At 40.4% G+C, this 24851-nt stretch carries 14 protein-coding genes; 2 read left to right on the top strand and 12 right to left on the bottom strand.

Annotation, left to right across the window (positions count from 1 at the left end; translation table 11 throughout):
* Positions 1 to 78: 78 nt before the first annotated feature.
* The 8 genes from tyrA to scyA form a co-directional block, all read right to left on the bottom strand.
* The gene (gene tyrA, locus HWQ36_RS32050; protein ID WP_292710455.1) at positions 79 to 1155 is read right to left on the bottom strand and encodes a bifunctional chorismate mutase/prephenate dehydrogenase; all 1077 of its coding nucleotides are present in this window, start codon (positions 1153 to 1155) and stop codon (positions 79 to 81) included.
* 18 nt (positions 1156 to 1173) lie between these two features.
* Positions 1174 to 2463, bottom strand: coding sequence for a glycosyltransferase family 4 protein (locus HWQ36_RS32045; RefSeq protein ID WP_292710452.1), 1290 nt, complete (start codon positions 2461 to 2463; stop codon positions 1174 to 1176).
* Between the two features lie 341 nt (positions 2464 to 2804).
* Entirely contained in the window at positions 2805 to 4001 is a 1197-nt protein-coding gene (gene scyF / locus HWQ36_RS32040; protein ID WP_292710450.1) for a scytonemin biosynthesis PEP-CTERM protein ScyF, read from the bottom strand.
* A 171-nt stretch (positions 4002 to 4172) separates the two neighbouring features.
* Positions 4173 to 5549 carry a ScyD/ScyE family protein gene (locus tag HWQ36_RS32035; protein WP_292710447.1) on the bottom strand — a complete coding sequence of 459 codons (1377 nt, stop codon included), beginning with the start codon at positions 5547 to 5549 and terminating at the stop codon, positions 4173 to 4175.
* A 45-nt stretch (positions 5550 to 5594) separates the two neighbouring features.
* Complete coding sequence (locus HWQ36_RS32030) at positions 5595 to 6917, bottom strand: ScyD/ScyE family protein (protein ID WP_292710444.1); 1323 nt, start codon at positions 6915 to 6917, stop codon at positions 5595 to 5597.
* A gap of 74 nt (positions 6918 to 6991) precedes the next feature.
* Positions 6992 to 7960 (bottom strand): scytonemin biosynthesis cyclase/decarboxylase ScyC, encoded by a 969-nt coding sequence (gene scyC, locus HWQ36_RS32025; protein WP_292710441.1) that lies wholly within the window; start codon positions 7958 to 7960, stop codon positions 6992 to 6994.
* A 25-nt stretch (positions 7961 to 7985) separates the two neighbouring features.
* Entirely contained in the window at positions 7986 to 9047 is a 1062-nt protein-coding gene (gene scyB / locus HWQ36_RS32020; RefSeq protein WP_292710438.1) for a tryptophan dehydrogenase ScyB, read from the bottom strand.
* A 358-nt stretch (positions 9048 to 9405) separates the two neighbouring features.
* Positions 9406 to 11274 (bottom strand): scytonemin biosynthesis protein ScyA, encoded by a 1869-nt coding sequence (scyA, locus tag HWQ36_RS32015; RefSeq protein WP_292710435.1) that lies wholly within the window; start codon positions 11272 to 11274, stop codon positions 9406 to 9408.
* A gap of 2326 nt (positions 11275 to 13600) precedes the next feature.
* On the opposite strand from scyA, the gene HWQ36_RS32010 reads away from it, so the two are divergent.
* Both HWQ36_RS32010 and HWQ36_RS32005 read left to right on the top strand, forming a co-directional pair.
* On the top strand, positions 13601 to 15559 hold the full coding sequence (locus HWQ36_RS32010; protein ID WP_292710432.1) for a scytonemin biosynthesis sensor histidine kinase: 1959 nt from the start codon (positions 13601 to 13603) through the stop codon (positions 15557 to 15559).
* Between the two features lie 499 nt (positions 15560 to 16058).
* Entirely contained in the window at positions 16059 to 16928 is an 870-nt protein-coding gene (locus HWQ36_RS32005; RefSeq protein WP_292710429.1) for a response regulator, read from the top strand.
* A gap of 259 nt (positions 16929 to 17187) precedes the next feature.
* On the opposite strand, the gene HWQ36_RS32000 is transcribed toward HWQ36_RS32005, so the two are convergent.
* From HWQ36_RS32000 to HWQ36_RS31985, 4 genes are all read right to left on the bottom strand, one after another.
* The gene (locus tag HWQ36_RS32000) at positions 17188 to 18390 is read right to left on the bottom strand and encodes an AAA family ATPase (protein ID WP_292710426.1); all 1203 of its coding nucleotides are present in this window, start codon (positions 18388 to 18390) and stop codon (positions 17188 to 17190) included.
* An 871-nt stretch (positions 18391 to 19261) separates the two neighbouring features.
* Positions 19262 to 20425 (bottom strand): bifunctional glutamate N-acetyltransferase/amino-acid acetyltransferase ArgJ, encoded by a 1164-nt coding sequence (argJ, locus tag HWQ36_RS31995; protein WP_292710423.1) that lies wholly within the window; start codon positions 20423 to 20425, stop codon positions 19262 to 19264.
* A gap of 1054 nt (positions 20426 to 21479) precedes the next feature.
* Positions 21480 to 23357 (bottom strand): hypothetical protein, encoded by a 1878-nt coding sequence (locus HWQ36_RS31990; RefSeq protein WP_292710420.1) that lies wholly within the window; start codon positions 23355 to 23357, stop codon positions 21480 to 21482.
* 68 nt (positions 23358 to 23425) lie between these two features.
* Positions 23426 to 24760 (bottom strand): condensation domain-containing protein, encoded by a 1335-nt coding sequence (locus HWQ36_RS31985; RefSeq protein WP_292710418.1) that lies wholly within the window; start codon positions 24758 to 24760, stop codon positions 23426 to 23428.
* Positions 24761 to 24851 lie beyond the last annotated feature (91 nt).

Raw genomic sequence — 24851 nt, 5'->3', positions numbered from 1 at the left:
CCAAATTTTCTAGGCTTCCTCTTTCTTTCTTTGCGCCCTTTGCGTCCTTGGCGGTTCGTCCCTCATACAGAATTGGTATCAAATGCTAATATTCTGTGGCTTAAAATCTCGTTGGAGAGCCGTTGTATTTAAAGGCTGGATAAAAGTATTAATTTTCTCTTCAAAAAAGCTTTGAGCATTTTCAAATTCTTTAATTAATCCGTCTCTATCTTTCCTAGCCACCAATCTGGCCAAACGACTATAAGTATTAGCTAAAAAGCTAATTGCATTCCGCCTTTCTTCTGTAGCCAGCATAATATCAACACATAAATTAGGATTTTGGGAAAACAAACGTTTCACAATATCAATTTCTTGACGATAGTTAGGAGTTGACATTGTTAAACTCTGCTCTATATCCACCCTTGCTTGTGCTAAGAAAACACCAAGACTAAATCTACAAAAATGTTGCGTTGCTTGAATAATCACCATCATTTGGTCGTGTTCTTCAGGCGTGCAAACAATTAACTCGCCACCTTGACTTTTAAGAAAATCTAATAACCATTGAAATGACTCATCGTTTCGACCTGGACACACTACCACTTTTTGTCCCAAAAACGATTTTATATTTGGCCCAAACATTGGATGTAAACCCATCACAGGGCCACAATGGTGTTCGAGCATTGCTTGAGTAGGCTGAGTCTTAATACTTGTGATATCACACAAAGCGGTAGTTGGCGCAAGATATTTTGCTGCCCGCTTGATAACATCAACTGTATATTCAATAGGAACACTTACTAATACTAATTCTGCCTGACTTAACAATTGCTCTGCATAAGCCCAATCATCATGTTCGAGAACGCTAACATTGTGACCTACTAACGAAAGCTGCTCTTTAAATAATCTTCCCATTCTGCCATGTCCACCGATGATAGTAATTTGTCGGGGAATGACATGATTTGTGGCAGATTTAGGGATATTGGCATGACAACTCTTTACTACACCTGCCCAAACAGACACAGGAATACCAGCTTGAGCGAGTAGGGGAGCAACATCAGCCAGTTGTTCATCTAAAGAAGGTTGTTCTGATGCTAATAATGATATGCGATCGCGCAACAAGGCGATCAAGCTCTGGTCAGTTTTTTTAAGCTCATCTGAATAAGAGGATTTCAGAGGCATTTTTCCCGTCCTCAATTTTCAAATATCAACAAGTGATTGCTTAGAACTCATTTCTGGCAAGATATCCACAGTTGTTGCTCTTTTGGCAATCATATCTGCAAATAACTCTTCATATCGGTCTAGCGCTTGCTCAAAGGAATAGTTTTCTACCGCAAACCTTCTTCCTTTACGTCCTAATTGCGCTGCGAATTCCGGCTGATTATATAAATTCACCACCGCCGCAGCCAAAGCATCTGCTGACTCAGGTTCAACGATAACGCCGCCGCCACTTTCTCGGATGGCTTTGGCAGCAGTCCCGGCGGCGGGAACTGAACCCACAATCGGGCGACCACTAGCTAACAACAGTGGTATTTTAGAAGGCATATTGAAGGAAATCACATTGCACTTTTGCACAATCAACCCGACATCTGCGGCTGCTAACATTTGCGGTAGTTTTTCTCGCGGTTGCAATGGTAAAAGTAAAACGTTATCTGCACCACAAGCAAGACAATGTTTTTGCAACCTTTTGAGTGCTTGAGATTCGCCTGCTACGACAAAGACAATTTCTTTTAGATGACGCAAACGGGCTGCTGCTTCTATTACTGTTTCCAAACCTTGTGTGAGAGCAATATTACCTGAATAAAGTACTACAAATTTATCATCTAGTTGATGGGTAGCTCTCCAGGAATTTTTCTCCTTTGGTAAAGGGCGGATAAAATTTAGATTTACCCAATTGGGAATACAGGCAATTTTATTAGCAGGTACACCTTTATTTATGAGATTATCTACAAAGCCATCGGCAATGACGCTAATGGTATGTGCAGTTCGGTAAGCAAACTTTTCTAAAGCTTCCAGAGCTTTAATCATCAACTTATTTTTAATTAGCCCAACCCGCACAGCAGCTTCCGGGAGGATATCTTGCACATTCAGCACTACTGGGCAATTGTATAACCAACCGATCAAAGTTGCAGGTAAACAAACTAATAACGGTGGTACTGTTAAGAGAATTACATCAGGTCGCTTACCCTTGAGGGCTTGTGGCAAACTTGTAAAGACAAAGCTCAACTCTAGCAGTAGCCGGTCTACAAGGTTGGGTTTAGATTTAATCCGCAGGTAACTACGTTGAATGGTGACACCATTTTTCTGTTCAGTAACGTATAACTTACCCCGATAGCGATCGTAAATCTGACGCTGGGGATAGTTAGGCATACCTGTGATTACCCGCACTTGATGCCCTCGCTTCACCAGCCCTTCTGCTAGTTCAGTCATCAAAGGTGCGATACCAATAGGTTCTGGATGATAGTTGTATGAATAAATCAGAATTTGCATTAACCGTTAATGTCCTGAAGATTTGTAGTAAGCACTTTAGTGCTTAGAAAATAAGGACTAAAGTCCTTACTACGAACTTGCTTACCTATCAAGTCTGTCAATTCAACTTTGATGAGTAGATAAATTCTTCAATTTCTCTTCTTTCCTTCTTCCTTCTCTGCGAGACGCTACGCGAACGTGTACTTCGCGTCTTCGTGGTTCGTTCCTTTACCCTTCAAACTTTGCTTGACAGACTATTAGTAGTCTGTCCCATTAATTCTACGGGGCTGTGAGATCCCCGACTTCTTCAAGAAGTCGGGGATCTGATCACCCTGATCGATCGCAATTAATGACATGAACTACTAGCACTGTTTTTGCAGTTCTTTCTCTAAATTGAAGACTGGCTTTTGTTGCCCGCGTTTTTGCAATGTGACGGTAGCAGCCCCAAGTCCAAGCAATACTAAACCCAATGCTGAACTAGGTTCCGGTACTTGCCTTCTGCCTTCTACGTTTAGCACTTGGACGCGACCTTGGAAGAAATCGCCCACATAAAGCTTGCCATCTTTGTAGCTTGTGCCACCCGTCCAGTTAAATCTGCCTGGAGTCAGGTCAAGGGGATTGCCAAAGGGACCGTCAGTTAATGCTGGAGGCGGAACTGGCTTGCCTGATGCATCTAAGGCTGGTTGACCGTAGGAAGTCAAGAAGTTACCGTTTTTATCAAATACCTGAACGCGGCTGTTGATAGAATCAGCTACATAAACATTCTCTTGGTCGTCCACTTCGATGCCAATTGGCTGAAGAAGCTGTCCAGGTCCGCTACCTGCTGAACCAAATGCCAATAGAGAATTACCATTTGGATCGAGTACTTGAACGCGGTTGTTATACTGGTCAGCTACAAAGATATTTCCACTAACTGGGGAAATTCTTACACCTGCTACACCTTGGAACTGCCCAGGTGCAGTGCCCACAGTGCCACCAATGACACCAATTTGCTGTCCGTCTGATGTGAATTTAAGAATCCTTTCGCCGTTAAAATCACCTACGTAAACGTTGCCAGTTTTGTCAAATGTCACACCAGATGGTCCAAAGAAAATCCTACCTGGTATGACAGGGGTAAATTCTCCATTTGCAAAGGATCTAATAAAGTTACCCTCAGAATCGAATTGATTGATGCGGTTGTTGTAAACATCACCTGCATACAAATCCCCTGTTACGGGATTAAAGTCTACAGTTGTTGGCTCGTCAAACTGTCCGGGTCCTGTGCCGCCGGAGCCAATTGCTCCAATATACTGACCGCTTGGACTAAATTTTTCAATTTTGTCACCGAGGTTGTAGTTAGGAGTACCATCCGGGTTAACACCGCGTCCGTTAGCTATGTAGGTATTCCCGGAGTCATCTACCGTTATGCCTTGGGGAACAAAGAGTTCTCCAGGGCCGAAGCCAGGACTACCAATACTTCTGTCGTAAGTTAATGTTACAGCCTTGGCTTGGGCTGCTGCTGCCAACACTATAAATCCAGTACCAAGAATGCCGATTGATAAATTTTTGACTAATCCCATGAGTTTTAAGTCCTGGTTGTATGAGGTATACTCGTTCCTAGACTAATTTCGTTCCCCGTCCTAGTTTGGGAACCTTGAAATTTGGGCTGCTGCCTCTTGTTGGAAATGCAACTTTCTGTGTGAGGCAGCAGCCTATTCTGTAAGCTTTACCTGACACCAGGTAAAGAGGAATTAGACAGTCTCTGCTTTGGTTAGCAACTCTTCACCCAACTTTTCTTGGCGTTTGCGCTTGGCGTGAGCAGCAGTTGCGCCTACACTAGCAAGTGCTAATAAGCCGACTACTGAACCAGGTTCGGGGACTTTTTCGACAACGATACCATCCACCCGAACAACCTCTCCTAGTCTTGGGCCGACACCACGATTGGTAATATAAATCTTGCCATCAGGGCCAATATCAATTCCATCAGCCGAATCTAGCCCTTGACCTGCTGCAACGAGTGTTGTGCGAGTGCCGTCAGGAGCAACTTGGATGAGAGAACCAGGTAGATTTGTGATGTCACCCCCTAACTGGGAGGTGTCGCTGAACTGTAAAACCAGCAAATCGCCTTTCTCATCAAAGGTTAGGTCGGTGATGTGCGTAAACCCATCTAGAAAAACTTCTGGTTTTTGATCTTCGCCAATGCGGAAGATCCGCGATTTACCTTCTGGATAAGGAAAACCCGTATATTCACCAACGTATAAAGCTCCATCCGGGCCAATTGCGCCACCTGTGGGTACTGCTTGAATTGCTATTTTTCCTCCTGGAAGCTCCTCTAATAGCCCAGGAGGTAATTGTAAGTCTGGTGGCAAATCTGACTTACTAATGATGTTTTTCGGAATTGCGATCGCTTGTGACTCACTTCCGTCAAGTTTAATTTGGTAAGCAGTGTTCCCGCCCCCGTCAACCACATAAGCACTATCACCATTAACAGTCAGGTCATAGGGATTGGTAACTACATCCCCTTTATCTGGATTTTTAGTGATTTCATACTTGGCAAAGTCAAAAATACTGGTGAGAGCTCCCGTGTTCAAGTCAACTTTGGACAGTTGTGCTAGAAGCGGTGTATTCAAAACTTTATCGGGTGTTGATGGCGGAAAAGTCGCAAGTTGCAGTGGTGGGATAGGGAATTGCGAACCAAGGTTAAGTGTTGCTAGATCGCGGTTTCCTGGATAACCAGCAAAACCAGTCAGCAGATAAGCATTCCCTTTAGAGTCGAATTGTATGTCTTGAATGCCAGCACCTTGGTTGCCAGTGGGTTGCTCTGCTAAAGACTGAAAGTTATTAAGTAGACGCTGTTTTGTGCCGTCTGGTGCAACTTTGACCAGTGAACCGCTATTACCAGCACAGATAGGCTGAAACAACGTACTCGGAGATGGTTGACAATTTCCGTTACCGCCGATACCTGGCTCTGCTACGTAAAGACTGCCGTCAGGGCCAAAGCTAACACCCCGTGCATTACTGATTCCATCAACAACTGTCGTTAGCGTTACAGCTTGTGCAGATGGTGTTCCACAAATAGCAGCAAAACAAAATGTAAGAGATGTAAGAGCAAATGACTTGAATTTCATACCTTTAGAGATTGAGAGTTAAATTAAGTGGGAACTTTTACGGTTTTAAAGAGAACGAATCGCAGTCTTTGAGGAACGCGCAATTGATTTGAAACTCTTTAGTTGAGATTTATAAGAGATTTGGGTAGCTCTCTTCTTGTGCAACCAACCAACGCCCAAAACTGCGATCGCTAATACGCCTAAAGTAGAACTAGGTTCAGGGATAGATTTGGGATTCTCAATTCTGAGAACTTGTCCAAATCCAGGGCGATCGCCTCGGTTGGTGACGTATACTGCACCATCAGCACCAATCGTCAAGGCGCTAGGCGACTCTAATCCATTGCCACTCAGCAGAGTTGTGCGAGTGCCATCAGCAGCTATTTTGATGACAGAACCATCAAAATTCCCCTTCCAGGCTGACTGATTGGCGTACTGCAAAGCATATAAGTTGCCTTCAGGATCAAATTCCAAGTCTGTAAGTTGGGTAAAACCATCTGCATATACTGTTGGCTTGCCATCAGCACCGACTCGATAGATTTTTGCCCCATCTTCAGGGAAGGGAAAACCAGTAAACTGGCTGACATAATAAGCACCATCAGGGCCTTTTGCTACACTTGAAGGTACTGCTTGGGTTGCAAATTGCGATCGCACTTCTTCACCTTGAGATGGCACCTGCGCCGGTTCATTGGATGGAGTACCGGAGGGTGGAAAGACGGGATTAGCTAATACGTCTTCAGGGAATGTGGTGATAGCTTGCAAATTTTTACTAACAGTATTAACACTGAGTAAGTCGTTTGCACCTGCATCAACTGCAACTAACTTATTGCCATCGATTACGAAACCCAAAGGATTGCTACCGACATCAGCACCATCGGGATTGTTAGCGAGTTCATAGTTAGCTAAATCGGCAACACTTGTCCAGGAGTTGGTTTTAAAATCGGGAGCGATGATTTTACCGAGGTCAGTGTCACCTAAATTGCGATCGCGAAAAGTCGGATTAGCCGCATATCCAATCAAAACATAAGGTTTACCTTTAGTATCAAATTTGATGTCACGAGGGCCAGCCGCTCCAGTCCCATCTGGTAATGCTAAGGAAGGAAGTCCTGTAAGTATGCGTTCGGTCTTACCATTCTCAATTTTGGTAACTGCTCCACTTGTTCCATAGCATAAGGAATCTCCTTGACCGCTTGCTGGTGGAACACAAGCCCCACTTCCCCCTATTCCCGCCTCTGTAACATAGAGATTACCATCAGGGCTAAAGCTCAGTCCGCCGGCATTATCTAGACCGTCGGCAATTACTGAAAAGGATGCGGCTGAGGCAGCTTTCATTCCAGAAAAGGCGGCAACACAAAAAGTTAGGATGGTAATAGTAAGTTGTTTGAGTTTCATGTGTTGCAGGGAATTGAGGTAGGAATTTTAAACGCAAAGGAACGCTGAGGGAAGCGCAGAGGAACGCTGAGGTTTTAGTTAGTAACTAGGGATTCTGGAATTTTTGGGAGGTAGCTCATTCCTCGGTCAAATGATTTGAGGTTGCCTGCTTTGGCTTCGAGTAAACGTTTGATGTTCATGCTCTCAGCGCCAAAGTCTTCTATTTGAAGTTTGCCGTGGCTAACAGTTCCATCTGTTTTCCAAAATGTGATTCGATGCAGAATGAAACCTGAAGCTTCGGGGTCAGCGAATGCATAAGCGGTTGGGATAAGTAAGGCTACAGAACGCTGATAATATTCGTAGTCTGGATAAAAGTTTTCTTGTTCAAGTAAGTAGTATTTGCTCAAAGAGTGGACTCGCACAGACACTTTGACTTTTTGGTCATACTCATCTTTGAATTCACCTGATTTAGAAGTGATATCACCATTTGGTCGCAGCAAATGTGCCCACTCATCTACATTTTTTAAGTCTTTTAAGTATTCGATGCCGATTTCAATTGGGGCATCAACATAAATGGTGTCTGTATCGATAAAGTGGCTTCCTTTGGCTGCTGAGGTCAGACCAGCTTTGCGTTCCAAATTACCTTTGAGGGAACGACATTCGGAAGTGTGGACTGTATGAATTCCCTGCATAATCATCTGAGTCTGGCGTTTAGGATCGACAAAACTCAACCAGTGAAAGTACACACCTTTTTCATCTGTTCCCGGCTCGATGTAGTCGGTGGGAAACAGCAAAACAGGATAAACTTGAAAATATTTTTGGTACTCTAATCCACAGTGCCATTCAATGCCGTAAAAAAGCGGATTTTGCAGTTTTTTAACGTGATAATAGAGATTTTTGTGATAACCAGATGCAGTTCCGAGCCAAGTATCTTCGTCAATTTGCTCTTGCATCCGGCTATAAAGTGTCCATTCATCCAAGTTCTTTAAACTACAAAGATACTCAAAGGCACTCTCTGGTGAAGTAGCAATGTAAGCTGATGTTGCAAAAGTATTTTTTTCCACTTCTCACTCCTTAAGATAATAATAATTAAGCTGCGATCGCTTGAGACTTGCTTCGCTTACTATTGTTGATGCGGTCTTCGGCTAATCGTTTAGCAGCATCGTTGGTAGTAACTCCCTGAACTTTGGCAATATCAAAAATTGCTAACAGCGTGTCATAAATGTTATGCACTTGTTTGAAAGCTTTTTCTTCGTCATAACCAATCATCTCGTTGTAAACGTTGATTAGTCCTCCAGCATTAATTACATAATCTGGGCTGTAAAGAATCCCTTTTTTAGTGAGCATTTGACTATGTAATTGCTCATTCTCCAATTGATTATTAGCTGCACCAGCAATAATAGAAGCTCGCAAAAAAGGAATTGTATGACTATTAAGAATTCCTCCTAAAGCGCAAGGAGCAAATATATCGACATCAAGAGAGTAAATTTCAGTTGGTTCTACAACAGTTGCCCCAAAAAGCCGTTTTGCTTCTTCCGCTTTTGCTGGGTCTACATCGCTAACAAAAAGCTTGACATCATGCTCATGTAAGTGCCGACAAAGATTTTTACCGACATTTCCTAAGCCTTGAACTGCAACTTTCATGCCATCAAGTCTTTGACTCTGCCAACGAGACTCTACAGCAGCTTTCATTCCCAGAAAAACTCCCAATGATGTTATGGGAGCAGGCCCACCAGATTTTTCTGATACTCCAACAACATGTTTAGTTTCTTGGCTGATTGTTCGGACATCATCGGGGGTAATATTGACATCTTGCCCGGTAATAAAACGTCCATTGAGGCTGTTAACAAAACGCCCGTAAGCTCTCAACAAATCATCTGTTTTATTTTCAGGGTTAGCGATGATGACTGCTTTGCCACCACCAGCCGGAATGTTGGCACAGGCTGCTTTATATGTCATCCCGCGACTGAGACGAAGGGCATCTTTTAAAGCAGCTTCTTCGCTGACATAAGGCATGAGTCTTGTAGCTCCCATTGCTGGGCCCAAGGTTGTGTCATGGATGGCAATAATTGCCTTAATTTCGGGGTTTTTACCATGACAAAAGAGAACTTGTTCGTGACCCATTTCTCTAACAGTTTCAAATAGCAGCATTTTGACCTCTCGATATTGTTTGGGATTGGTTAGAGAAAGTAATGAACATTACAAATTGTAAAGATATAGACACAAAAGCACTCGCGAATATTAAGATTGGATGAAGTTAGAAAGTAAATATTTGAAGTTCCAGTTTGGTGAATGTAGTTGCTGGAATTTAAGAGAATGAGGGAACGAACCGCCAAGGACGCAAAGAGCGCAAAGGTAAGAGAGTTTTAAAGGGTTTTGCATCTAGTGTCGTGAATTTTTGAAAGATTGAGATGTTTCTGTGTTTTACTCTCTTCCGGCGATAAGATTACCTAACCTCTTACTTTGCGTCCTTGGCGTGCTTGGCGGTTCGTTAAAAAAATCTTCGAGATCAAACCATTGGAAATGAAACTTGCTTGGCTGCACTTTTCGCCGGACTTGATTTAATTCCTTGTGCTGCCAAACTCTTATTCCGTGCGCCAGAAGGTGCTGGTCGGTCAGCGTCAATTACGACATCAATGAGAAAAGGAACTGCTGATGCGATCGCTTGTTCTAATGCCGCTTCAATATCCGACTCTCTGACAACTACGATCGCTTCTGCTCCCATGCCACGAGCAATCATGGCGAAGTTTGTCGGTGGAAGTGTTGCATCTGCGCCCTTTAATCCCAAGATTTTCATCCCTTGATGGCACATGTTGTAACGCGCATCGTTGAGGACAATCCAAATCGCCGGAATTTTGTATTTCACGGCGGTGCTGATTTCGTTATTCATCAGCATTGCCCCATCGCCAACAATCCCTACAGCCTTGCTATTGTTCGCCAGTGCTGCACCCAACACTCCTGTAACGGCGTGACCCATTGCACCAACTCCGGTGCTGACTCGGTAACGATTGGCTTGGGCAAATTGTAGTAGGTGTGTTGACCAAGTAAAGGAGTTACCGCACTCCGCCATTACTATCGCATCGCTACCTTCAACAACGATCTTTTGAATCGCTGCCATCAATACTTCTGGCCGCACTGGATAGTCTACATCTAGTGCAGGTTCAATTGCTTTGCGTTCTGGACGAGGTAGTGACAAAGTTGTGGAATGAGGAGCATCTGGCAATTGCTGCAATAACTCTTCCACAAAAGCTTTGATATCAGACCGAACTCCGAAAGTTTCAACGTGTGGATAGGCTACACCTGGCACTTCGGGATCAATATCTACATGGACAAAGCCTCCTTTGGGAACTAGTGCCGAACTCCAAAAGGAAGTCGGTTCACCAAGGCGGGTTCCTAATACGAGTGTGCGTAGTGGAGGTTGTTCTTCCATATAAGTTAAGACGGAAGTATGACCGCCTAAACCTGTGACACCCACAAATTGGGGATGATCTTCGGGGAAGATACCTTTACCACGGGGTGAGCAGATAACGGCTGCTCCAGTTTTTTCAGCTAGTTGGAGGATTTCGGCTGCTGCATCACGCGCACCGAAACCAACCCAGATAGCAAAGGGGCCAGATGATAATAACTCTACCGATTTAGCGATCGCTTCTTTGGAAGCAGTCATCGGAAACTGAGTAACATCTAGTTGAGGTAAGGCTATATCTTCAACTAAACTTGTCTGCACAGCCGTGGGAATACTCAAATGGGCAACAAATCCGCCTGGTTGCGCCATCGCTAAAGCCAATTTGCGAAAAATCTGGGGGAGTTGAGCCGCAGATTCGATGGTGATTGCATAGTTAAATAGCGCTCCTGATGTAAAAATTCCCCCACTAGGCAATGTATAAGTGCTGGTTTCTTGAATAGCCCAACGTCCACGTTGCGGTGCTGAGGTACAAGCCGATAGCAAAATTACCTTTGCACCTTCCCCACGAGCCGCAAATAATCCGGTAAGGGCGTTGGTGATCCCCGGCCCGGCTGTCGTAAAAACTACGCTGGGGCGATTATTGGCAAAGTATGCTTCGGTGGCTGCAAATGCTGCTCCGGCTTCATGGCGGAAGTTCAACACTTCTATGCTGCTATTTGATAGCGCCCCCCAAAGGCTGGCCATTGCACCACCTGCGACACCAAAAGCGTAGCCTACTCCCAAATTTTCTAACATTTGAGCGATCGCATCGGCAACTGAAATTGGCGGTGTTTCGTCGTTTAAAAAAGGCTGAACTCCCCCGTTGTTCTCTGATTCATCATGACGAGAAGATTCTAGATATATATTTGCTGGCAATTCTTTGTATGGCTCAGTGGTGATGAGAGGAGAGTTTGAACCAGTATAGTTTTGACTCATGGTTTCACTTAATTACATAAAGTTACACAAAGGCTTTTTAGTTTACAATCACAGCGCTAGCAATATTTAATACGAACAACTCTGTTGTTTATCACAGCCATGACCGAGTTTGATCGATAGTAGAAACGGTTGATTGCTGCTGATTGATGGTTGTGATAGCACTACCAAAAAATTGTTGTAAAGCATACAGCAAGTAAGGCTGTGCTTATAGAAAACAGAATAGAGGGGATGATAACTGATGTGCAATCAAAAATCTTTTGATGGAGGTGTCAAATTTTTCGCTTCTACAGTACTTAAGTAGGTTGGCGGGAAAAAACTAAATGATGTAAAGGTATGCAAAGAAGCAATTAAGCTTAACTCAAGCACGTCTCAGAATATTTACAAAGCTTTACATAGTTGTGTTTAATCGCACCAACTTATTGATTAAAATGCTTGGAGAGGTTATTAACTTCTGATGACCGCTACAATCGAAGCATATCTGCAATGATAAATCTTTTGATAAAAGTGTCAATTCTTTTGCTTTTACCGCGATCGCGACATTTGCAACTTAGTGATTCTGAAAAATTGATATTCTGCGATCGCTATTGCAATAAATCGCCAAACTTACAATAGAAAATCTTTTGATAAAGATGTCAATTCTTTTGCTTTTCTTGTCTTAGGCTATTCTTAATGGGCAACTGCCTCTCTTGCCTATTAACTTTTGAATTTGCCTTGTAGCATGAGCCGAATTACAAGTCTAGCGGTCTTTATATTGCCACCAAAAACTCATTGAGTCAATTATTTGTAACGATAAAGACATAGTTACTTCCCTTTTTATATATCCTTTGAGAGATGACTAAGTGCTGAATACGTATTTTTTGAGAAAAGGGATTAAGGATTTAAGCCCAAACCTCTTTAAAATTCCGTTTCTAGCCTCTGACGATTTATCAACACTTACATAAGTAATTTGGAGAAATAAACCAAATTATGTTAATAAACGTAAGTAGGTAAGAATAAATCAACGTAGATTAAGTAATGTAAAAAATATTGAAATTAGTTTGTAGTGAGGGCTTCAGCCCTCAAATGAGGACTAGAGTCCTCACTACAAACCTTTAATTATTTATGCCACTCTACTTAGACTTAAAATTCTATGACCAATACAACTCTTGGAGAGGCTGCGCCAACGGCAACTCTTAGAGACGCACTTGCGTTCGCGGTTCCTGAGCGTAGTCGTACCACTTCGGGGATCTTGCTACGCGCAGCGTCTTGTAGAGAAGGACAGCACAAGTGACATAGACGCGCCAGCGTCTTCCCGCAGGGTAGGACAAATGACAAGCGCTTGCCAGTTAGCTTTAATTGCGCTAACCTACTTATGTTTTCAGTACAATGTTGCTTTATGACAAAATAAACACAAACTTATACGCACCTTTATACGTGTTTTTTAGTATTGTTGTATTGATTGAGAAAAAGAACGTTTCTTTATGAAAAAGTAAACATGAAATTATACGCAAATTTATACGTATTTTTACAAGAATAGATGTATTCCTAACGACGGATGACTAAGCATATTTTTCTATAGTTAAATTCATGAGAGAGTAAGTTAAGATAAATCAAGAAAATTAACTAGTGAGTCAAAAATTGTTGATTCAAGCCAAGCCAAGTCCGGTAAATTCATTTATGTTGATAATCAAACGACTCTACACGAGTAGTTGGTTTAAGTGCTTAGGTAGGGGAAAGGTAAGGGAAAAAATTTTTTCTCATTTAACCTTTTCCCAATGGAAACCGAGCAACTTTGGTTTGATGAACCATTTCTTAGCTATGGTGCAGGGCTACCATCTCAATTAAGACAAAGGACAAAATCCCCTTATTAAAGGTACGCAAATTTTCGCCAAAGTGTAATACTACAGTTCGGCGTAAATAAGCCAACCATTTTAAATGTCTAAAACCTTTACGTAACGGTAATTAGGAATTACGAATCACGAGAAGCGGTACTAATTTAAATTTAAAATATCTTTTCTACTTATAGATTGAGAATTTTGAACTCTTATCTAATAAGGCATGTTGACTAATCTTGATTTGATTTGTCTATTTTTTGTATTCATAAAAAACTGTTTAAGTCAATAATAAAATCCAGATTAAATATTGCATTTTTTTAGGAAAAGCTGGTTCAATTATTCTCTTTTTATTGGTATGATAAGTTTTGTTAAGTTAATTAGTAAAAATTTTTAATTTACTAACTAATTTTATTTTTTAACTGCCTAACACTGCACCAAGGATTTTAGTCAATTATGACTATCAACTCATTAATGGTTATGATGCTGATTAATTACCAGGAGCAAGTAGGGATATGAATTCTGGCGATTATAGATTAGCTAGATCAAACACTCAATGGCCACTACAGCCAGAAGTGGAGATGAAGTTTGCTCACTTTCTAATAAATCAAGCTGTAGATGCTGCCTTCTGTTTAGGAGAAAATGCACAGTTTCTCTACGTCAACGATGCCACTTGCCGGATGACTGAGTATTCCCGCGAGGAATTACTTTCCATGAGGCTGCATGATATAGATGTAGACTTTTCTCTACACAACTGGTCAAATATTAACTCAGAAGGTTCTCTTACCTTTAAATCTCGCTACCGCAAAAAAGGAGGTCGGATTTTTCTGGTAGAAATATCTATTAGCTATGTAAAACAACAAGATATAGAATTTGGCTGTGCTTTCGTTCGCGAAATAAGTGATGAAATAGTAGAACTGAGCGTGCAAAAGTGGACTGATGAATTAAGGGATGCCAAAGACAATTTACAACAAGAATTTTCTCAACTCAAGGCAAAAGAAGTAGAACTAGAAACATCTCTTTCTTTACTTCGTTCTACTCTCGAATCTACTGCCATTGGTATTGTTGCAGTTAATTTTGAGGGAGATATTCTGAGCTTGAATCAAAAATTTATGGATATGTGGCAGATCCCGGAGTCTCTAATATTATCTAAGAAATGTCCTAGATGCAAAGCCTTTTTTGAGAATCTCCTTAAAGATCCACAAGCCTTTAGTCGGCTGATTTGGGAAGTGTCTAGCCAATCTGATTTCGAGAGCTACGATATTCTGGAATTGAAAGATGGGAGAGTTTTTGCACACTACTCTAAGCCTCACTTGTTGGAGGACAAAATTATTGGTAGAGTCTGGAGTATTTGGGATATTACTGAATCAAAACAGACTGAAGAAGCATTGCGCCTAAACGCAGTTAGATTTAGGACAATGGCCGAAACGACAGATACCAGTACTTTTCTGATTCAAGGCACGCGGCTTTGCTACATAAATCCAGCAGTAGAGCAACTCACTGGTTATACAAAAGAGGAACTGTTAACGGGTTTTGATCTTCGCCGACTGATTAAGAGCAAAAGACGCAGGGAAGTACGTAAGCAGAGTGAAGCAACTAACTTTGAATATCAAGAGATGAATATTCTGACAAAAAGTGGTACAGAGCGCTGGCTAGCTTGTGCGGTTGTAATGCTAGATGGAGTGCTAGATTTTGGTGGAAAACCAGTAGAAATGATTGCAGGCATTGATATTACCGATTACAAATATGCAGAATTAGGTCTAAACCAAGCTTTAGAACAAGCAAAACAACTTAGCGAACTTAGAGCGCGTTTTCTTTCTATGGTTTGCCATCAATTCCGTACACCGTTGAATATTGTTTCATTTTCTAATAGTTTACTCAAGGAAGAAGTAGACAAACGTACACAGAAGAAAATCCAACCATTACTGGATCACATTCAAAAAGCTACCGAACAACTCGGTCAGATGTTGGATGATATTTTATTCTTCTCTAAGGCAGAAGCCGCAAAAATAAATTATGAACCAAAACCCCTTGAGTTAGTTGAGTTTTCTAATGATTTAGTAGCACAAATGCAGATGAATGTTAGGCAAATTACGATTAATTTTGTCAGCCAACAAAATTCTCTAAGAGCCTGCATAGACAAAAAACTTTTAGAGCCAATTTTAAAGAATTTGCTCGATAATGCAATCAAGTATTCTCTCTCAGGTATGACAGTTGAATTACAACTATCTTGTGAAAATGAGCAAGTAATTTTCCAGGTCAAAGATAGAGGTCTCGGTATTTCAGCACTAGATCAACAACGAATATTTGAACCATTTTACCGTGGTAGTAATATCGATCATATACCTGGCACTGGACTAGGACTATCTATTCTTAAAACCCTTGTAGATTTACATCACGGTCAAGTTTCTGTAGAAAGTCAAGTTGGAATGGGCACTACTTTTACTGTAATGTTGCCATTAATCAAATCATAATTTACTAGTTCCGAGTTATGAATGTTTAAATCAAGATTAGTTATTAATTAACGATTTAACAATCACAACTCTCGGAATGAAGTAATTAAGCTTATGCCTATTTAAATACTCAGGAAAAATTTGAGTAAAATCCGGCGTAAATCCAACTAATCCCAATACGCTTGGGTTAAGGCTAAAACTCTGGTTCCAAAGTCAATTTTTTAACGAACCGCCAAGACGCAGAGAAGCCAGTGCGCCCTTGCGGTTCCCCGACTTGAAGCAACTGGCGCAACGCAGAGAGAAGAAAGAGAGGCTTAACTGAACTGTATTGCAACTAATCCAGACTAAAAGTAGGCAAACTTACGCCACATTGTAATATAGGACTCCGATTTGATTTTTGAACAAATTAAGTACCAATCGAAAAGGCTTATTCCCTACTCCCAGCCTACATAAGTCAGTTCAATAATCAAAGCGGATCGCTATAATAACCAGCTTCTGCTAAAATTTATGGTAATAAAAAATGATGTACGAATCGTCAAATAAAATTCTTGTCATTGAAGATGATAATGTTACCCGCGATCTTTATTTAAAAGGTCTTAAGGCTAAAGGTTTTGATACAATCAGTGCTGAAAACGGTCTTGCTGGTATCCAACAAGCACAAGAGTGTATACCCGACTTAGTGATTTGCGATATCACGATGCCCGATATGGATGGTTATAGCGTTTTAAGTACGCTACGCCAAGATCCTCTAACAGCAATTATTCCCTTCATTTTTCTGACTGGGAGTAGTAGCAAAGCGGATGTTCGCAAAGCTATGGAATTGGGAGCAGATGATTATCTTACCAAACCCTCTACACTAGACGAATTGCTCAGAGCGATCGCTATTCGACTACAAAAGCAAGCTACTCTGCAATACTGGTGCGCTATGAAATTTGAGAAAGCTCCAAAATCAGTATTTGCAGATAATACTACAGTTGCGATCGCACCTGAAGAAACCCCTGATGAAAAAACCACGATCCCTTTTAAGTCAATCTTTCCGTCCATTCCCCAATTAAAAGAAGTTTTCGACTTTATCGAAGCTCATTATCATCAAGGAATTACTTTGTGTGATGTGGCTGTTGCAGTTGGTTACTCACCTGCTTACCTAACTAACCGAGTCGCAAGACAAACGGGAGAGACTGTAAACTGCTGGATTGTCAAACGCCGAATGGCAGGCGCTCGTTTTTTACTCCAAAATAATAATCAGACAATCGAGAAAATAGCGAAAGCATTAGGTTATCAAGATGTGTCTCATTTCTCTCGCCAGTTTCGCCAGCATCATGGTTTACCTCCCCAAGCTTGGCGCAAACAGCATCAGCTTGTATCCCAAAAACAGGTGACACTTTGGTGAAACTAGAAATACAGCAATTTTCATTTAGACTACAACTGAGATGGGGAATGGGGAGTAGTGTCAATACAGTTAGGTTAAGGTTTTTTTGATGAAAATTTTAGATCGCAAAGACGCGATAAATCGCCGTCAAGACGAAAGACCGATTATTGTAGAGACGGCGATTCATCGCGTCTCTTGCCTTAACCGAATAGTATTGGGAGTAATATAGTTTGTAGTTTACAGTATTCCTCCTGCCCCCTGCCCCCTGTGCCCCCTGCCTTCAAATAAATAGTTGCGTAAACTCATACATTAAATCCACCCTGCCCTTACGTAACATGGCTGGATCTAATCTTTCAGTAGTGTTACAAGTCATCAAGACAACTAAGCGTTGCTGCATCTGAATACCAGACTCATCAATGACACTTTGATACAAAGTGCCATCCAGCAAACTGAGAATGTGTTCGGTTTTGTTATTGTATTGCGCTACCTCAGAAGCGCGATTTTGCGCTAGATTATCAGCTTCGTTAATAACGATACAAATACGCTCTATGTAAGTTGGGGGGACAAAATTAGCGATCGCATCATGATCTAAAATAAAAATTACATACCCTAAAGGTACAAGAATTTCTTTGGCTACTGCCTGTGTCCAGACTGTTTTACCAGTACCTGGTTTGCCATGTACAACAACCGCTAACTGGTTTTGATTCAAAATCGCTTGCTGTACAGAATCAGTAAAATTTTGGATATCTGCGGGAAATGTGCGAATGGGAAATTGGCTGTGAACTTTACCTACACGACTTTGATATCCACTCAGCATCACTGCCAAGTCATAAGTCGCCTTGTTAATTAGTGGCGCAAGATTTCTCGCCATTAAACTATATTGCCGCCGCCCGCGATCGTAGGGATCAATTTGTAACCAAACGTCATGCTTTGCCCAGTAAGCGTAAACAGTATTGATAACGTCTAAGCGTTCCCAGCTAACAAATCTATCTATAGGAAAATAAAAATCTCTTTCTGAATAATACTGAGTAATAATGTCAGGATTCCCCAACACACCTAAAACTCGCAGTACAGTAATTTCTTGCAGTCGGTTAAGAACATAATCAATAGGAATACTACTACGACTAACAAATTGGACGATAGGCGTTTCAGTACTCAAAACATCTTTGTAGCGATGATCTGGTGATTGAGGATCTGGTGTAATGTAATTCCAAAATTTTTCCACTTCGTAGCGGGTATTATCAGATACAATATTTAATAAATTAGCCCACCAAGCATAATTATTTCGTCCCAAAATATCCGCAACATTACTTGCTAAATTCAAACTTTTTTGAGTTAATTCGCGGGAGTCACTATACAAAAGCTGCCATAAAAACCCCCAATCTAACTCTCGGTTAAATGGTCGCCAACCGCTAGCAAGCAAGCTTTGACGGGTATTATTTGTAGGCGTGCCTTCATTGCTTCTAAAATAGTCAAAATCCATATTTGTTTAGTTATGCATTAATACAGTTATTTTGTGTTAGATATGAAATTTTAAAATTTTTCTTGTAATATCGAATACTGGCGTACAAATGGTAATTTTATTTTCACCGTGCTGTACTGGCTAGGAAGTCTTTTTAATCTAACTCATTACTTATGTAATATACTATATTACAAAACAACTACCTGCGTCAACTTTTTTGACAAAACAATTAGCTCTTGATGTACCTCCGCCATTTATGCATCTCTACATTTCTGACTCATATCATGTCCGAAAGCACATAATCCCACTTTTGGCTGATGCCAAAATTCCTCTCCCTGATAGCCTACGGTGTAAACACATCTTTCTAGAAAACCAAAATGTTGTAGATCCTCCTAAATCCTCCGATAAATTGGAGGACTTTGAAAGGACTTTGAGAGGTTTTTGCCCCCTTTTTTAAGGGGAGCCAGCGCGGTCTTCTCACATTGGGAGAGGCTAGCGCCAAGGGGTCTCCCCCCCCGCAGGATGCGCGTAAAGCCAACTCTTAGAGACGCTCTTGCTAGCTCGCTTCCACGAAGTAGTACGGCATAGCTTCGCTTAACGCAAAGCGGACGCACCAGAAGCGCTGTAGTGGAGCGACTGGCGTGGGTTGGGGGGATCAAAAGCTTATGGGGCAACTCTCAAAGACTTGTGTGTACACCGTAGCCCTGATATCAGGGTGAGGTTCCGAATATTACCGATGAACAAGGCAGCTATGCTGTGTTGCTGAGGCTTCAACCCCAGCTATTGCAAATTTGTTTAGTATCTATCCAACCTATGTAGAGACGCATTAGCGCAACAAGGCATTAGCGTAGCGGTTTGAAGCCCAGTGCAATTTCGCGTCTCTTCTTGTTAATCAAGTTGAGTATTTGCCATTAATTTCTATATAACCCTCTGAAAGATCGCAACCCCATACAGTTGCAGAAGCTTCGCCAATATTGAGGCTAACATGAATATCTACTTTATCCTTAGACATAATTTGCCGTAACTGTTCCAGATTTTCATTAGTTAGGCTACTAGGATAAACTTTCACGTCATCAAAACTAATAACAACTCGTTCTGGATTTATCTGCTGTTCGTTTTCACATTTGCCTATAGCCATAGCAACTCGTCCCCAATTCGGATCTGCTCCATAGACGGCAGTTTTTACTAATGGTGAATTAACAATTGCTTTAGCTACTTTTTTAGCTTGTGCATAGTTAATAGCTGAATCTACAGTCACCTCAATAATTTTGGTAGCACCTTCTGCATCTCTGGCAATTTTCAGCACCAATTCTTGTGCAACTTCTTGCAATGCGCTAGCAAAATCTACTTCTGAAACTTCACCGGCTAAACCATTAGCTAGAATCACAGCAGAGTCACTAGTAGAAGTGTCAGTGTCTACACTCAGGCAGTTAAAGGTTTTATCTATAGTAGAGCGAAAAATAGAACGAAGACTATTTGCAGAAATTGCAGCGTCGGTAAAAAAGAAAGTTAAGAGAGTAGCCATATTAGGCTCAATCATGCCAACACCTTTGGCAATTCCTACCAGCTTGGCATTGCCTATTTGTCTTGTAGCTAGTTTTGGTACTGTATCGGTGGTCATAATACCACGGGCTGCGGCATTAAAATCAGCAGGAGTCAATTTTTTCCCCAATCCTAATAAACCTGTTCGGATTTTTTCAATCGGGTAACGTCTACCAATTACGCCTGTAGAAGCTATCACAATGTTATGTGCAGCAATTCCAGTTTCAGTTGCAACTAATTGTAGAACCTCTTGGGCATCAGCGATGCCAACAGAACCATTAGCAACATTGGCATTCTTAGATATAACGACAATTCCTTGTGCTTGTGAATCTTTTAAGTTCTCGCGGCTAATAGTAACACTTGGCCCGGCGAAAAGACTTTGAGTGAAGACTCCATCAGCAACACAAGGAACTGATGATTTAATAAATACAAAATCATCAGTTGTATCGCGTATTCCTAAATTAGTAATAAATGCACTAAAACCTTGAGGTGCGGAAGATATAGTTAATGGCATTTTTATAGATTTAATAATTTGCTTTAATTATCTCATACCATTTGCAAAAATATTTCTGACATCAGTTATTAGAGGCGTATATGTAGGAATCCGGTTTGATTTCTAAAAAGATACGTAGGGGAGTCAGTCGTGTGGTGAGGCAGTCCGCAGAAAGGGGGTTCCCCCCAAGAGGAATTGCCGTGCATGGTTTGCCGACTTGAGCGAGCTGGCGTTGTGTATCTCCGAGAGTACGGCACCCAACCCTTGATAATGGCGCGTTACGAACTACGTTTTAACACACCCTACTGGTAGGTTAGGTCTATTTGCATACCTGTACCTCACCAGATTGAAAATGGCTATAAGCTTTTAAAGCTGGTAATTCATCTAATCCTTTGCCAATTGTTAATTGTTTTGATGTACTTAATAGCACTTTTTTTCTAATACAAATAAATCTGGTTTGAATTTATCTATTGCGAGAGCGATCGCCATTACAAATTGAGGTAGTTTAAAAGCTGCTAGGGATTTTAAATACTGTCATAATTTATTAAACAAACTTAACTATTTGTGTGACTTATTCCACAATTATCAACTGGCATATTAATATTATCTGTGGCTATATTTTTCGCATTGACACGTCTTCGATTCAGCTTAAATACATTCAAATAATGATAAACTTCATCTACAAATTCTGGAAAAAATTGTCCAATAAAAAACTTTAATATAATATTTGAGCAATTTTTTCTAAAACCAATAAGTCGTCTGCGTAAAAATGCTATATAGCGGTTCCCAGTTGAGTGAGGTACAAAAACCCCACCCCCAACCCCCTCCCCGCAAGCGATGAGAGGGGGCTATAAAGTACCTCATTTGATTAGGAAAAGCTATAAACAACGCTTTTGCATTTTTATGCGAATGATCCAAGCTTATACCGCTTATCTGTTTCAATTTGTGAAAATCTCAAGGCTAAAATTCCCGACTTTCTAGAGAAGTCGGGGATCTTAGTGTTCATGAATGATTTAGGATTGCCATAGTAATTATCACTGTTAAACATTGATAATTAAGAGCCTATTTTATAAATTTAGATTCTGTATTCTTCTACCTTCGATTTCAGAGAAGCAAAATGTTTTCCACCTAATTCAATTTGCCCGTCTGCACACCCAGTTTTCAATCTTTCGACTAGATAATCCAAATCATGAGCTATAAAATTTGTTCCATGATCTGGTTCTACTAAACTAACTAAAGATATATTTCTAGCTTGTTGTTCGACCAAGCTAGAAATACCCAGAAAGTTGAATACACCAGATTCATAGGTTCCACAAGGTACCGAAGGATTATTTACTCCAACACAGTATTCATTTGGTTTAAACCAATCAAATGCTGGGTAGCCGTGGAAATGAACAATTGGCGCACCATTTTTAATTAACTCTGGTGTATACAAAGCCGCAGAAAGACTAATCGCAAGCATGACATAAATATCATAAGAAGGTTTCATATCTGCTAATTCCGAACGAATCACTTTAGGTAATTGGAGATATAGCTTTTCTTTCAAACCAATTCTGATAATATCGTCAGCGATATTCAAGTCTGTTTTATTTGACCCAGAACGAGAACTGACAAGCCAAATATCGGGGATTTGCCTAAATACGTATTTTTCTAGTAATTTAATTTTTACATAGCGTCTGCCATTTTCATTTTGACGAAGTTCGTTACTACTAAATCCCTTAACAGGTAGTAGATTTTCCCACTCGTTTTGAGTTACTTCTACATCTCCAAAATATTGTGGAGGTTCAGCATAAGCAACAAAGCCATAAGAAACACCTGTTCTACCATTTATAATGATGCTGACAATATCTCTATGGGATTTTCTTTTAATAACTTCGTCCAACTTAAAACCAGGAGGGAATAAGCCTGTTGATGCCAATTCCTGGCCCAATTTAACTAATTTTGCAGCATAGCTAGATTCTTGGGGATTATACTGTCCTAGCTCAAATCGACTCAGTAAAAGTGGGGCAATCGGTACAAAAACTTTAGGGATTAGTGATTTTAAGACAAACCCTTCTATCTCGTTTTTGGAAAATATGGAGTCGGAAAGATTCATGTTCAATATAGAAATTTTCTCAGAGGAAACTCCAATAACAATCTCTGAAAATGTTCTAATTAAAGTGTTTAAGCCAATATTTATTTTTTGTTTATACGCAATAAGAGGATTAATGAAATCATTGTCTATTTCTGTAATAACAATTACTTGTGTTTTGCTAGGATTATCAACATACTTAGCTGCATGATCTTCAGCCCAACTGCTCAATCTGGCTATTTTTATAACAGGCATTTTTCGATCGTTTAAAACAAAGCTAGAATAAAATTGATAGAGTAGCTCTGCTGCAAATATACCAATTTTTCTGATAATTGAAGGAGCTATTTCTACATCAATGATTGCATTAACTTCTGATTTAACCCCTTTGAATTTGAAGTTTTTCTTTTTGTTAATGATCGGAAGTGTTAGGTCATAGTTAAATTCTGCGATCGCTTCGTTCCAAGATAAAACTTTGACACCATAATCTCTCAGTTTAACTTCCAATTCTTGGCGAAATTTACGAATTTCTTGATTATTGTAGCTATCAGGTAAAGGTTTAAATGTAACTATCAATTTTTGAGCCATAGCTTTAGGATCAATAATTGGCGGCTGATACTCTACAGTTGATTGCTCTGAAAATCCTCCAATTAGACGACCAATAGTTTGTAAATTTAATCCTTGACTTAAAGGGACAGAACTTAAATCAGCAGCTACATCCATCTCGTGCAGAAATGCCACAATCTCTGCTTTGCTAGCAACTATTTCTGCTTGCATTTCTAATGTGATTACTCCCTTTGGTGAGCGAATCTTTAATTTGTCGTTATCAACCCACAAATGAACACCCTGTTGAGTAAGTTTTGCTACAATATCTGATGCGTTCATAGTTGCAGAATCTCCTAATTTTTTCAAAGTATTAGTTTGTGAGCTTCTAAAATTATTAACAAATACGCCTAATCAAATGTTAATAAACAATCTCTGTTTAAATTGCAAATATCAAATATGTATGACATAATATTATTCACAATAATTTCCATATCATTTTGATCGATTGAAGGCTGAGAAAATACAAAATTTAGCAGCATTTTTCCTTTAAAAGTTGAAGCATGAATAACAAAAACACCCGCATACAAAGCATGAGAACCAGCAAAACTGATTTCTTCTAGTTCAAATTCACCGTAAATTGCGGGCACATTTACCTTGCCAACATTAGAAACAGACACTGTGGCAGCTACTTGCTTGGGGAAGATAAAACAAAAATCTATGAGGTGCTTGGCAATCAAAATCATTTTAAAAAGATCGCCAGACTTTTTACTAAATTCAAGCTTTTGTTTCACCTCACGGGCTAATTCCCAGATGGACATATTTCTACGTATGGTATGAAATCCCATAATAGAGGAGGCTAATACAGCCATGTGATTATCACTGATTGCTGGTTCCAAATATCTCCTCAAGTCAAAATATGATAAGCAGTTTACTCGGACATTTTTTCTATTACCTTTAATTCTTTTTCTCACTACTGTAAACATAAGTACAGCACACAAAGCACTATGTATTGTTGTATTCTCTTGCCGACAATGATTTACAAATTTTTGGGTTAAGTCTTGATTAAGTTGTCTGTGGATAATATTGCAATTACGCTTTGCAACGGATACATACTTGTGAAAACCTAATGTTTTTGGTTGATTCCAGACTTTTTGGAACCCAAGCTGCAACAAAAAGATAATGCTGTTTATCTTACCTGTGAACCCCTTAGTCCATTCGGGCATTAGTTCTTCGATGGGTGGAAGTGGAGTTAAGCTAGTAAGTGGGTGAATTGGTTCGCCGGACACAATTTTCTGACAAAAAGTCAAAATTTCTGAGTGAAGTCGGATGGATGATAAACCATCTGCGATCGCATGGTGTATTGTTGTAATTAGGTAACTTATATGCTCATCACCCACCAGATGAACAAGAACCACTCGCAACAGACCTTGGCTACTATCAATTCCCTTGTTCATCTCTTCATAAACAACTTCTTGCCACTGCTCATTATTTGACTGCCTTACAACCCGTAAAGTTATTTTTGCTGTTCCTTGATTTTGAAAGCTAAAACTATTCTTAGAACGAATAATTTGAGAATTTAGACGTGGGTGAAGACACTGAATCACGTCTAACGCTTGTGCCAGAGTTTCTTCGCAGATATAGCCCTTGATACGACTAATAGTGACTATGTTCCAGGTTTTAGCGTGGCTATTTAAGATTTCCATAGCTTGCTCAAGACATCCCAGTTTTCTGTTGTAAATCATATTTACTTTTGATTTCCTCTAAGGACTGATTGCTTGCAAGCTTAGTTATTGATTGAGCTTGTTTTTATTGACTGACAAGCTGAATAAGCTT

It is taken from the genome of Nostoc sp. NMS2 (assembly GCF_017115105.1).
Classification (GTDB): Bacteria; Cyanobacteriota; Cyanobacteriia; order Cyanobacteriales; family Nostocaceae; genus Nostoc.
This window is presented reverse-complemented; position numbering and strand designations above follow the sequence as displayed.